The sequence below is a fragment of the Streptomyces incarnatus genome (assembly GCF_001027185.1).
In the GTDB taxonomy this organism is placed as follows: domain Bacteria; phylum Actinomycetota; class Actinomycetes; order Streptomycetales; family Streptomycetaceae; genus Streptomyces; species Streptomyces puniciscabiei.
On the sequence record NZ_CP011497.1, the window covers coordinates 8,030,292 to 8,042,356 of the forward strand.

The 12,065-nt window shown below is 72.1% G+C and carries 11 protein-coding genes; 8 read left to right on the forward strand and 3 right to left on the reverse strand.

Annotated features, from left to right (window positions below):
• Nucleotides 1-792: an SDR family NAD(P)-dependent oxidoreductase gene (locus ABB07_RS36670; RefSeq protein WP_208902745.1), complete on the reverse strand. Its 792-nt coding sequence runs from the start codon at nucleotides 790-792 to the stop codon at nucleotides 1-3.
• Nucleotides 793-879: 87 nt separating this feature from the next.
• Between ABB07_RS36670 and ABB07_RS36675 the strand changes: the two genes are divergently transcribed.
• The 4 genes from ABB07_RS36675 to ABB07_RS36690 all read left to right on the forward strand — a co-directional run bounded on the left by ABB07_RS36675 (nucleotide 880) and on the right by ABB07_RS36690 (nucleotide 5,288).
• A complete protein-coding gene (locus ABB07_RS36675; RefSeq protein WP_208902746.1) occupies nucleotides 880-1,731 on the forward strand; it encodes a helix-turn-helix transcriptional regulator in 852 nt (283 codons plus the stop codon).
• 136 nt (nucleotides 1,732-1,867) lie between these two features.
• Nucleotides 1,868-2,233 (forward strand): 5-carboxymethyl-2-hydroxymuconate Delta-isomerase, encoded by a 366-nt coding sequence (locus tag ABB07_RS36680; protein ID WP_208902747.1) that lies wholly within the window; start codon nucleotides 1,868-1,870, stop codon nucleotides 2,231-2,233.
• 76 nt (nucleotides 2,234-2,309) lie between these two features.
• Nucleotides 2,310-2,861, forward strand: a complete 552-nt coding sequence (locus ABB07_RS36685) for a maleylpyruvate isomerase (protein WP_208902748.1) — start codon at nucleotides 2,310-2,312, stop codon at nucleotides 2,859-2,861.
• A gap of 240 nt (nucleotides 2,862-3,101) precedes the next feature.
• On the forward strand, nucleotides 3,102-5,288 hold the full coding sequence (locus tag ABB07_RS36690) for an MMPL family transporter (RefSeq protein WP_208902749.1): 2,187 nt from the start codon (nucleotides 3,102-3,104) through the stop codon (nucleotides 5,286-5,288).
• A gap of 176 nt (nucleotides 5,289-5,464) precedes the next feature.
• Here ABB07_RS36690 and ABB07_RS36695 read toward each other — a convergent pair whose 3' ends face one another.
• The gene (locus tag ABB07_RS36695; RefSeq protein ID WP_208903780.1) at nucleotides 5,465-6,646 is read right to left on the reverse strand and encodes a glycosyltransferase family protein; all 1,182 of its coding nucleotides are present in this window, start codon (nucleotides 6,644-6,646) and stop codon (nucleotides 5,465-5,467) included.
• Between the two features lie 279 nt (nucleotides 6,647-6,925).
• Between ABB07_RS36695 and ABB07_RS36700 the strand changes: the two genes are divergently transcribed.
• Nucleotides 6,926-7,594 carry a dienelactone hydrolase family protein gene (locus tag ABB07_RS36700; RefSeq protein WP_208902750.1) on the forward strand — a complete coding sequence of 223 codons (669 nt, stop codon included), beginning with the start codon at nucleotides 6,926-6,928 and terminating at the stop codon, nucleotides 7,592-7,594.
• A gap of 82 nt (nucleotides 7,595-7,676) precedes the next feature.
• Here ABB07_RS36700 and ABB07_RS36705 read toward each other — a convergent pair whose 3' ends face one another.
• Nucleotides 7,677-8,063, reverse strand: coding sequence for a DUF2267 domain-containing protein (locus tag ABB07_RS36705; RefSeq protein WP_208902751.1), 387 nt, complete (start codon nucleotides 8,061-8,063; stop codon nucleotides 7,677-7,679).
• 490 nt (nucleotides 8,064-8,553) lie between these two features.
• On the opposite strand from ABB07_RS36705, the gene ABB07_RS36710 reads away from it, so the two are divergent.
• From ABB07_RS36710 to ABB07_RS36720, 3 genes are all read left to right on the forward strand, one after another.
• Entirely contained in the window at nucleotides 8,554-9,744 is a 1,191-nt protein-coding gene (locus ABB07_RS36710) for an acyl-CoA dehydrogenase family protein (protein WP_208902752.1), read from the forward strand.
• Between the two features lie 302 nt (nucleotides 9,745-10,046).
• On the forward strand, nucleotides 10,047-10,946 hold the full coding sequence (locus tag ABB07_RS36715; RefSeq protein WP_208902753.1) for a 4Fe-4S domain-containing protein: 900 nt from the start codon (nucleotides 10,047-10,049) through the stop codon (nucleotides 10,944-10,946).
• Nucleotides 10,947-10,997: 51 nt separating this feature from the next.
• The gene (locus ABB07_RS36720; protein WP_208902754.1) at nucleotides 10,998-11,990 is read left to right on the forward strand and encodes an NADPH:quinone reductase; all 993 of its coding nucleotides are present in this window, start codon (nucleotides 10,998-11,000) and stop codon (nucleotides 11,988-11,990) included.
• Nucleotides 11,991-12,065: the final 75 nt, after the last annotated feature.

Consider the following 12,065-nt stretch of genomic DNA (forward strand, 5'->3'; position numbering starts at 1 on the left):
TCAGGCGCGGGCGCCCCCGTCGACCTTCAGCACCGCGCCCGTCACGAAGGACGAACGGTCGCTGAGCAGCCATGCGGCGGCCTCGGCGATCTCCTCGGGCACGGCCGCTCGGCGCAGCGGGGTGAGCGCCGTGAGCCGGTCATGAAGACCGGGAGCCTCCGCCTCCCAGGTCCGGATCATCTCCGTCAGGGTGTTGCCGGGCGCGATCGCGTTGACTCGGATCCCTTCGGGGCCGTAGGTCACGGCGGCCGACTCGGTGAGGCTGTTCACCGCCCGCTTCATCGCGGCGTAGGCGGGCAGTTCGGGATTGCCGCGCAGGCTGCCGATGGACGAGTTGTTGACGATGGCGCCCGCCCGGGCGGTGGCCCGGATGGCGGCGACCTCGGCGGCCATGGCCAGCCAGACGCTCTTCAGGTTCACCGTGTACAGACGGTCGAACTCGGCCTCCGGCAGCTGGTCCAGGGGGCCGGGCGGCTGGATCGTCGCTCCGTTGTTGAAGGCGATGTCGAGCCGGCCGTAGAGGCCGACGGTACGGTCCACGGCGGCCCGCACGCTCGCCGTGTCGGCCAGGTCGCACACGACGTACTCCGCGGTGCCGCCCGCCGCCCGCACCTCCTCGGTGACCGCCTTCAGCTGGGCCTCGGTGCGGGCCGCGAGCAGGACCCGGGCCCCTTCCCGGGCGAAGAGCCGCGCGGCGGCGGCGCCGATGCCGCGCCCCGCACCGGTGATGAAGGCGACCTTGCCGGCCAGCAGCCCGTGCGGCGGCGTGTCCTCGTTCGGTGTGTTGTCCATGGCAGCGAGCGTGCGCCCGCGGCACGGGGCCATCCAGGCACCGGCAGTACCTGGATGGGCCTCGTGGCGGGCCTGCACACTGGGGGAGTGGACAGAGCGGAACTGGCGGGATTCCTGCGCAGCAGGCGCGAGCGGATCAGCCCTGCCGACGTGGGCCTGGCGGCCGGGCCGCGCCGTCGTACCCCGGGGCTGCGCCGGGAGGAGGTCGCGCACCTGGCGTTCATCTCGGCCGAGTACTACACCCGGCTGGAGCAGGCCCGCGGCCCGCGCCCGTCCCGTGAGGTACTGGCCGGGCTGGCCCGCGCCCTGCGGCTGTCGGACGCCGAACGCGAGCACCTCCATCTGCTGGCCGGCACCCCGCCGGACCCGGCGCCCGGCCCCCCGCGCGAGGTGCGGCAGAGCATCCTCGACCTGATCCACCGGCTGCCGCGGTCCGCCGCCTTCGTCACCTCCGCCACGCTGGAGGTGCTCGCCTGGAACGACCTGGCCGCCGCCCTGATGGAGGACTTCTCGGCGCTGTCCCCCCGCGACCGCAACCTGGCGCGCCGCGCCTTCCTCGGGACGCGCTCCGCGGGACAGCGGCTGTACGGCGTGTCCGACGCCGACGCGTTCGCCCGGCACGCGGCGCGCCGGCTGCGCACGGCCGCAGCACGCTACCCCGACGATCCCGAGGTGACCGGCCTGATCCGCGAACTGCGCGCAGGCAGCGCGGAGTTCGCCCGGCTGTGGGACTCCCACGACGTGGACGTCGAACCCACGCTGCGCAAGACGTTCCGGCATCCGCTGGTCGGGCCGGTCACCGTCAACTGCGACGCCCTCGACCTCGCCGACCGCAATCAGCAGGTCGTCATCTACACGGCCGTCCCCGGCACACCGTCCGAGGAGGCGCTGCGCCTGCTGTCGGTCATCGGCACCCAGCGCATGGACGCCGCCCGCTGAACCGCGAACCCGGGCCGCCGCGCGCGGCGCCTCGCGGGCCCGGAATCCCAGGGCCGGGGGTGCCGTGAGGCGTCGTCGCGGCATGAGGGAAGATAGTTGCCCGGCGAAACCACAGGTAACGCGGGAAAGGGCCTCCATGCCGTACCTCACCATCGACTACTCCTCCCACCTGGCCCCTTCCCTCGACGCTTGTGCCCTGGTGAAGGAGTTGCACCCGCTCGTGGTCGAGGAGTCCGGTACGTCGGGCGTGTGCAAGACGCTGCTCCGGCCTGTGCAGACGTACGTGGGGGACGAGCCGAGCGGGGAGGCCGTCTTCGTCCACGTGGAGGTCGGCCTGATGCCCGGCCGCTCCCCGGCGCGGAAGGCGCGGCTGTCGGAGAGCGTGCTGGCCCTGCTCGCCAAGCATCTGCCGGTGGCCGACGGGGATGAGGAGCGGGTCTTCCTGTCGGTGGAGGTGCGCGACCTCGCGGCCTCCTACCGGCTCTCACCCTCCGCGCGGTGAGCCCCGGGCCGGAGGCGGCGCCGACACGTCCGAATTCGGTTGTCCGCCGTGCCGGGCCCGCACTACCGTGCGGTCAGTGGATCTCTTCTCACGCTCTTGGACGGCATTACGCACAGCGGTCGCCGAACTCCCCGACGAGGACTTCGATCGGCCAACCGTGGACGCGGTCACGTACTGGAACCGCGTCGATCCCCCGACCGGCGAGGATCCGCTCGACGCGCTGATCCCGCGGCTGGCCGCCGCCTACGGCGAGCCGCGGTGGCTGAAGTTCCACCTGGACGACGTCGGTTCCGCGGCGGGCCGCGCCGCCGGACTCGCCGATCCGGCCGTCCGTGTCGGCACGCGCGACGAGGTGCTGACCGCCGGCGACTACCTGTCCGCGTACGTCGTCGAGTGGACCTTGCACCACCTCGACCTGATCGCCCATCTGCCGTCGGCCGCCGAACCGCCCGCCGAGACCCTCGCGGCGGCGCGGGTGTCCTTGGAGAAGATCGCCGGGAGCCCGTTCCCCGCCTCGTTCTCCGACAAGGACGCGCTGCTGATCGGCACCGGACGCCGTGACCCGAGCGATGCGGAGAAGGCGGCGCTGGGTGACTTCGCCGCTGAACTCCCGTTCGTCCTGGGCTGAGCGGCCCCTCCGTTGCCGGGTCGAGGGCTTGCGTGGCCTTGAGCACTCCCTGTCCTCCGAGTGCTTGAAGCTCACTTGAGCCGAGACCACCTGATGAGATGTTTTGTGCACCCGGTCACTACCATGTGACCCCAAGACAACCAAGAGAACGGTCCGTTCGATACGTGTCGTTCAGGGTCGCCGATGCCAGGGACCGCTCCCCGGGCTGCGGTGATCTTCCTGTCCAGGAGGACCTTCCGCATGTTCCGACGTATTGGCACCACAGTCGTCCGGCATCCCGTGTGGACGATCGTGGCATGGCTGATCGCCGCGGTGGCGATCGTCGCCACCGCCCCGAGTCTGCCCTCGAACAGTGACGAGAGCAGCTTCCTGCCCAAGAGTTACGAGTCCATCAAAGCGGCGGACCTCCAGCAGAGGGCGTTCCCCAGCGCCTTCACCCCGTCCGCGATCGCGCTGTACCAGCGCACGGACGGCGGCAGGCTGACCGCCGCCGACAAGCAGGACATCGCCCGGATCACCACCCAACTGGGCGACAAGCACATCGACCAGGTGCAGAAGGTCGTCCCCGGCCCGCCGTCCAAGGACGGCAGGTACGGCCTGACCCTGGTCCAGATGGACAGCAAGAACGCCGGTCAGCCCAAACAGGCCGACGCGGCCAAGGTGTTGCGCGACGACGTCAAGCAGCTGGCCAAGGGCACGCATCTCGACGTCAAGCTCGGCGGCAGCGCCGCCCAGGCGCTCGACCAGCAGGACTCGTCCAAGCGAGGACAGGCGCTGATCGGCTTCGGCACCTTCGCGATCATCCTGATCACCTTGCTGATCATCTTCCGGGCGCCGATCCTGGCCGTACTGCCCCTGGTGCTGATCGGCCTGGTGTCGGCCGTCGCCAACGGCCTGATCGCCTACGCCACCAAGCTGTTCGACCTCCAGGCCAACAGCTCGATCTCGTCGATCCTGATCGTCGTGCTCTTCGGCGTGGGCACGGACTACTTCCTGTTCCTGATGTTCCGTTACCGGGAGCGCCTGCGAGCCGGTGACGAACCCAAGCAGGCCATGGTCAACGCGGTCGCCCGGGTCGGCGAGGCCATCGCCTCGGCCGCCGGCGCCGTCATCATCGCCTTCCTCGCGCTGGTGCTGTCCACGCTGGGCTTCCTCAAGCAGATGGGCCCGGCGCTCGCCATCGCGGTCGGCGCGACCCTCGTCGCGGGTCTGACCCTGATCCCGGCCGTGGTCTCGCTGATCGGACCGAAGGTCTTCTGGCCTTCCAAGTCCTGGCAGAACGAGCCGGAGAACGCCCGGTTCGCCGCGCTCGGCCGCGGAGTGCGGCGCCGTCCGGCGCTGACGGCCGCGCTGTCCGGCCTCGTCCTGGTCGCGCTGTCGCTGGGCATCTTCAGCTTCCACGCCACGTTCGACCTGGCCTCGGGCTCGATGCCGAAGACCAAGGAGTCCATGGTCGTCCAGGACCAGATGCAGAAGGCGTACTCGGCGGGCGCCGCGGCACCCACCGACGTCTACCTGTCCAGCATCGGCGGCAAGCCCCTCCACAAGGCCGCCTTCGGCGCGTACGTGAGCAAACTCGGGGCCGTGGACGGGGTCGCCAACGCCCGTCTGACCCAGGTGAACAAGGACGGCAGCACCGCCGACATCACCGTCACGCTCAAGTACGAGGCGTCGACGGACAAGGCGATCGAGACCGTGGGCAAGGTGCGCGACGTCGCGCACACCAACGCCCCTGACGGCACCAAGGCGCTCGTCGGCGGCATGTCCTCGATCTACAAGGACATCAACACCGCGGTGAACCACGACTACAAGACGGTCTTCCCGGTGGCCGCCGTCCTCATCATGGTGATCCTGGGCCTGCTGCTGCGCAGTGTCGTCGCACCCTGGTACCTGATGGCCTCCGTGGGCCTCGGATTCGGTGCCACCCTCGGCGCCACCGTCTGGATCTTCCAGAAGGGCGAGGGACACTCGGGTCTGATGTTCATGCTCCCGGTGATCATGTATCTGTTCGTGGTCGCCATCGGCACCGACTACAACATCCTCATGATCGCCCGGCTCCGCGAGGAGGCCCGCGAGGGCCGCGAGCCGCGTGAGGCGGCCGGCATGGCGCTGCGGCACGCCGGTCCTACGGTCGCCGCGGCCGGCTTCATCCTGGCGGCCACCTTCGCCACGATGATGCTGGCGGGCAACTCGCTGCTGACGGAGATGGGTTTCGCGGTCTCCTTCGGCATCGCCGTCGCCGCCTTCGTCATGGCGCTGTTCTTCACGCCGAGCCTCACCGCGCTCATCGGCCACGCCGCGTGGTGGCCGGGGCACGGCGACCGGGCCGAGGCGGCGCCGGCGGGCGTGGGCACCGGCGGTTCCGTGCCGGCGCCCGGCACCGACCGCGACTCCGTCGCCCACGACTCCGCGGGGCGCCGCAACTAGCGGCGGCGTGCGGCGTTACGGGGAGTCCGGCCAGGCCCTCAAGGGGGGCCCGGCCGGACTCCCCGTCGGCATGTCGGGGGAGGTTCCTCGCACCTGATCCGGCCGCGCGTGGACCGGCTGTACGGGACGGCCCCGGACGTCGAGGGCCGGCCTCCGCGCCGCCCCGTGCCGGTGCCTCACAGCGGCTGGCTGGCGAGGGCCGCCAGGTAGGTGCCGTAGAGCAGGGACACGGCCGTGAGGCCGCCGCACAGCAGGCGGGCCCGGTGCGACGGGCTCGGGCACCAGGTCCGTACGAGGGCGCGGGCAGGCGGGATGAGCAGCGGGAAGGCCGGAAGGAGAAAGCGCGGCTTGCAGGAGAAGGGGCCGGACACCGCGACCACCAGGAGCAGCAGCACGCCCGCGAAGACCACCAGCGGCAGCGGGGTGCGGTCCAGACACAACACGCAGAACGACACGATGCCGGCCACGACGAGGACCACGGACACCGGATAGGTCACCCAACTGCCCCGCACCGGCATCGACTCCAGAAACCGCAGGGGCCCGACCGCGAGGTCCAGCCGGGAGTTCCAGGCGCTCTGCACCTGCAGGTAGCCGTGCCACAGGTCACCGGTCCGCCGTCCTACCCACAGCACATAGCCCGCCCAGCCGAGCGGACCCATGACCATGCCGGCCAGCAGTCCCGGGGAGGCGCGCCCACGCTGCCGTACGACCTCGTGCACCGCCGCGGCGGCGACGGCCGCGGCGACCGCGACCCCGTTCGGCCGGCTGAGGCCCGCCAGCAGCGCCAGCGAGCCAGCGGTCAGCCAGCGGCGGCGCAGGACGGCGTGCAGGGACCAGGCGGCGCATGCGGTGAACAGCGGCTCGGTGTAGGCCAGGGCGAAGACGACCGACTGCGGAAGTACGGCCCACAGGGCGACGGCAGCGGTCGCGACCGCCCGCCCGTGGAGGTGATGGACGACCGTGTAGACGCCGTACACGGCGAGCGCCGAGCAACTCCAGGCGATCAGCAGCCCGGCCTGCCCGGCGGTCACCGGGAGTAACCCGCGCAGGGCTCGGACGAGCCCCGGATACAGCGGGAAGAACGCCCAGTCGGTCTGGACCGCGCCCGTGCTGGTGATGTGCAGCTGGGTGCCGTAGCCGTGCTCCGCGATGTGCAGGTACCACACCGAGTCCCAGGCATGGACCAGGCTCTTCCCGAACGGCCGGCCGGCCACCGCGTCGACCACGATCAGCAGGACCACCCCGGCGAGCCGGACGGCCGCGAAGACGGCGAGGGCCGGGAGAACGCCGGGGGCACCCTCCACCCGACCGCGGCCGGTCTCGCGAGGGCTGTCGGGCGGCCGCAGCGCGGGTGACATGCTCACCCTCCGAGATTGAGCGGCCGGAATCACGAGCGCAATCCGGAACACACCCGGATGGAAGTCCGCGTCGCGCTCGCCCGGCACGGGACGTCCCACCGCTCGGAGTCAACGGGCGGTCGTCGAGCACTGCCGTGCCGATCTCCCGGCGGGGTCTGTGAGCGGTTTGTATGAAAGACGTGACATACGGTGCTTCGTTATGGTGGAGGTGAGGGACATCCGGATCCTCGTGATCCGCCGTGATCCGCTGGGTCGGCAGGCGTGGAAGAAGTGATGCCGATGATCTCCGACATGGTTCTGGTTCCCACCAGCGACGCCACACTCTCCGGTGACCTCGTGGTCCCGACGGCGGCGCGGGCCGTGGTGCTCTTCGCCCACGGCAGCGGCAGTTCCCGGCACAGTCCGCGCAACCGGATGGTGGCCGCCGAACTGCGCACCGCCGGGTTCGGCACGCTGCTGATGGACCTGCTCAGCGAACGTGAGGAGCGGCACGACGCGCTGACCGGCGAGCACCGCTTCGACATCCCGCTCCTCGGCCGACGGGTCGTGGCCGCGATCGACTGGCTGGACACCCAGCCCGACAGCCGCGGTCTCCCCGTCGTCCTGTTCGGCGCCAGCACGGGCGCCGCCGCGGCGCTGGTGGCTGCGGCCGAGCGGCCCGCGCGGGTGCTGACCGTGGTCTCGCGAGGCGGGCGGCCCGACCTGGCGGGCGATGCCCTGGGACGCGTGCAGGCCCCGGTGCTGCTCATCGTCGGCGGCCAGGACCAGCAGGTCCAGGAGCTGAACGAGGAAGCGGCCAGGTACCTGAGGGCCCCGCATGCCCTGCACATCGTCCCGGGTGCGACCCACTTGTTCGGCGAGCCCGGCGCGCTGGAGGAGGTCGCCGCGGTGGCCAGGCAGTGGTGCGACGACCAGCTGACCGGGGACGCCGGGCAGCAGGGCGGGTGATGCGTTCCCCTTGCCGGCGGGGATGTCTAGTCAGCTCTGCCGGCGGGGACGCCTTGTCAGCTCGGCCGGCGGGGATGCCCCGTCAGCTCGGATTCGCCCTGCCGAAGAACTCCGCGTAGCGGTCCGGCAGCCCGGACAGGAGGTGGTCGAGCTGCGGGGCGGGCACCGCGTCGGCCACCGTGGACAGTACGGCGTCCGCGTCCCACTCGGCCGTACGGGGCCGGGCGCCGGTCTGCACGGACACCCGCCGCAGGAACTCGTCGCAGTCGAACGTCTCGGGACGCCCCCGGTCCAGATGCAGGGCCTCGTCCAGCGGGGCGGGCAACCGAGCCGCCAGTTCGTCGGCCTCTTCCGGGGCGATCCGGGTCGCGAGCGCCCACAGGACCGCCTCACACACGTGCTCGGTCTCCTCGCGGCTGCGGTACTCGCCCCGGTCGCGGACCTGGGCCAGGAATTCTTCCAGTTGCACGGCTGCCTCCCACTGTCGTCGCAGGCCGTCACGGCGAGCCGAACCCTCCCGTCCGCCGCGGGCCGGGCGGCCGACGGACATGGGTGATGTCGTCATTGTAGGTTCGGCGTTGCCGGCCCGCGCGGAAGTGGAGGAAGGTCTCGATATCGGGGGCCGGGCAGGAGTCGCCTCGCGCGATGAGGGCGGAGCGGGGGAGCTTTCCGATCTTCCGTAGGGCGCGATACGACGGCCGGCCGCGACGGAGGCGGCGACCGGGGCCGGGCGAGCCGAGGGGTGCAGGACGACTGCCGTTGCCGCTCACGGCTGCGGGGCGGTCCTGCCGTCCGACCGGGTGCCCGCTCACGACGCATCCCACTTGGGTGTCGGAGCGCACCGGACGCGGCCGGGGCGAAGCCGGTCGGGTGATTGGCGGGCCGGTCCCGGCTCGGGTGCGGCCTGTCGTCGGCTCGGCCGGAGAGACTGCGGCCATCCCAACGGAGGTGGCGAACATATGCTCAGCGACAGCACAGCGACGATCCTTGCCGAGAGGCCGAGCGTGGCGGCGGTCGTCGCCGGTGCTCCGCGCGTGGCGCAGATCGCGGCGCGGTGCAGCGACGAGACGGAGGCCGCCCGGTGCCTTGCGCCCGAGGTGGTCGCGGCGGTGCGGGAGGCCGGGTTCGCCCGGCACTTCGTCCCCGCGGCCTTCGGTGGTACGGAAGGCCGGTTCGTGGACATGACGTCGGCGGTGGCCCTGGTCGGTGAGGGCTGCGCCTCGGCTGCCTGGGCCGCCTCGCTGTCCGCCTACGCGGCCCGGTACGGCGCGTACCTGCCGCCTGAGGGACAGGCGGTGATCTGGGGCGACGGTCCGGACGCCCTCATGGCGGGCGCGCTCATGCCGGCCGGGAAGGCCGAGCCCGTCTCCGGTGGCTGGCGGCTCAGCGGCGAATGGAAGTACATCAGCGGGGTGCGCTTCGCCGACTGGGTCTTCGCCTGCTCCGCCGTACCCGGCGAGGTGGGCCCCGACGGGCGGGGCGAGGTGCGGTTCTTCGCGGTGCCGCAGGCGGACATCACCGTGAAGGACACCTGGTTCACGCTGGGCATGCGCGGCACCGGGAGCGACACCATGGTCCTGGACGACGTCTTCGTGCCCGACCATCTGACCCTGTCCCGGTTCGACATCAACGCGGGTCGGGCGACGGCCTCCGAGGCCCGCTGCCACACGGTCCCCGTGACCGAGGTGAACGCGCTGCCGCTCGCCGTGCCCGTGGTGGGCGCCGCACGGGGCGCGGTGCGGACCGCGGTCGAGCAGAACCTCCGGCGGCTCGACCGGCGGGGTGCCCCGCTGCGCGAGCGGCCGTCGGTGCAGATCGACCTGGCGCGCTCGGCCGCGGAGGTGGACGCCGCGGAACTCCTCGTCCAGCGGGCCGCCCGGGTGGCCGACGGCATCGAGGAGACCAGGCAGGGCGAGGCGGCGGTCCGCGGCCCCAGGGACCTCGCGCTGGCGGTGGAGCTGTCGGTGTCCGCTGTCGAACGCCTCTTCCGCGGCACAGGGACGACGGGCCATTTCGAGTCCGACCCGGTCCAGCGGTTCTGGCGCGACGTCAACACCGCCGCGTCCCATGTGATCTTCTCCTTCGAGACCACCGGGACGGCCTACGGGGCCTGGGCACTCGGCGTCGACAGCGCGGAGCAGGGGCGCTGACCTCGCCGACCGACGGCGCAGGCCCGTCCCCACCGGCGCGCGGATCCCTGCGGGCGCCGTCGGTGCCGACGGGACGGGCCATCACCACTTCCCCGATGTGCCGCCTCCCCGTGCGCGCGCCCCACTCGCGATCCCGACGAACCACTCACGCATCACCCCGGAGTCGTGGTACGCAGCATCCGCTCAGAGCAGCGTCATGCCCCAACCACAAGATCCGGGCACCCTTCCTTTGTCCGTTCGGCGTCGGATACCCCTGGAGGGTGAGAAACCGGTCGGCGGACACGATGCGGAGGGCACGGGACATGAGCGGTGAGCGGATCGGGGACGGCCGGTACGACGGCTGGCACGTGGACGAGCGGTGCACCAACTGCGATGTCGCGCGGCAGCTCGCGCCCGGCCTGATCGGCGAGGTCGACGGGCGCTCGGCCGTGCTGCGGCAGCCCCGGGACCGGAGCGAGGCGAGGCAGCTCCACGCCGCCGCGCATGCCTGCCCCACCCGCTCGATCCGTCCGCCGGGAGGGCGGCTGGACACGGCACCGGACCCCTTCCCGATGGCCCTGGACGACAGCGTCCACCTGTGCGGACACAACTCCACGCGCACCGCGGGAGCCAACTCCTACCTGTTACGCCGTCCCGACGGCACCGCGATGATGGTGGACACCCCACGCTGGAGCACGGCGCTGGCGGCGCGCTACGAGACCCTCGCCCCCGTCACCGACGTCCTGCTCACCCATCGCGACCACGCCGCGCACGGCCGCCGCTACGCCGACCGCTTCGGCGCGCGGCTGTGGATCCACGAGGGTGACCTCGATGCCGCCCCGGACGCCGACCGCGTCCTGCACGGCACCGGCCCGGTGCGGATCGCCGAAGGGGTGATCGCCCAGCCCCTGCCCGGCCACACACGCGGCAGTGTGCTCTTCCTCGCCGATGACCGGTACTGCTTCAGCGGCGACAGTTTCTACTGGTCGCGAGCCACCGGGGACATCGAGGTCGCGGAGAGCGTCACCTGGTACGACATCCGGGAGCTGGCCGCCTCCTTGGCGCGCACCGTCGGGCACCTGCGCTTCGAGTGGCTGCTGCCCGGCCACGGCGACCGTCGGCGCCTTCCCGCCGAGGAGATGGCCCGGCGGCTGCGACGGCTTGCGGAGCGGACCCGCGAACTGCGGCCCCGGCCGGTCGATTTCACCGCGATGCGCTGGTGACGGCCCGGTGCGGCCGGGGTTGCCGGGGCGGTGGTGGAACCATGGGGTGCCATGCGTGCCGCGTACATTGAGGAGCTGGGTCCCGCCGAGGTCATCCGGTACGGCGAGATCGCCGCGCCCCGGCCCGGTCCGACCGACGTACTGGTGGACGTCCTCGCGACCACGGTCAACCCGGTGGACACGTTCGTGCGGTCGGGTCGGTTCCCCACGCAGGTCGACTTTCCGTTCGTCGTGGGCCGTGATCTGGTCGGCATGGTCGCCGAGGCGGGACCCGGCGTCAGCGGCTTCCGTGCCGGGGACCGGGTGTGGTGCAACAGCCTCGGGCACGGAGGCAGGCAGGGCGCGGCGGCCGAGCAGGCGGTGGTGGCGGCCGACCGGCTGTACCACCTGCCCGCAGGAGTCGACCCCGACGCGGCGGTGGCGGCGTTCCATCCGGCGGCGACCGCCTATCTGGCCCTGTTCGTGCACGGGCGGCTGCGCGTGGGGGAGAGCGTGCTGATCGCCGGTGCCGCGGGCAATGTCGGCAGCGCCCTGGTGACGATGGCGGCGCGGGCCGGCGCCCGCGTCCTCGCCACGGCGGGCGCGCGGGACGCGCCGTACTGCGCGGAGCTGGGGGCGGCCGAGGTGTTCGACTACCGGGATCCGGAGGTGACCGGGAGGATCCGCCGCGCGGCGCCGTCGGGGATCGACCTGTACCTGGACACGGCAGGCGTCAACGACCTGGAGACCACGGTGGGCCTGCTCGCCCGCAGGGGCCGCGTGGTGCTGCTGGCCGGCGCCCGGACCCGCCCCGTGCTGCCCGCCGGGGAGCTGTACCTGCACGACCGTTCCATCGTGGGGTTCGTGATCTCCCACGCGACACCCGACGAACTCGCCGAAGCCGCCGCGTACCTCAACGACCTGCTCGGCCGGGGTGCCCTGCACCCGCGCGGCATCGAGGTCTTCCCCCTCAGCGCGACCGCCGACGTGCACGCCAGGATGGAGAAGGGCGAACTGCACGGACGGCGGGTCGTCCTGCGTACGGACCTCGGCTGCGCCGGCTGACCGCCCGGCGGCCCGAGGCGACGGCCTATGGTCATGGCATAATAGTTGAACGTAGAACTACTCATCCGGGAGGCG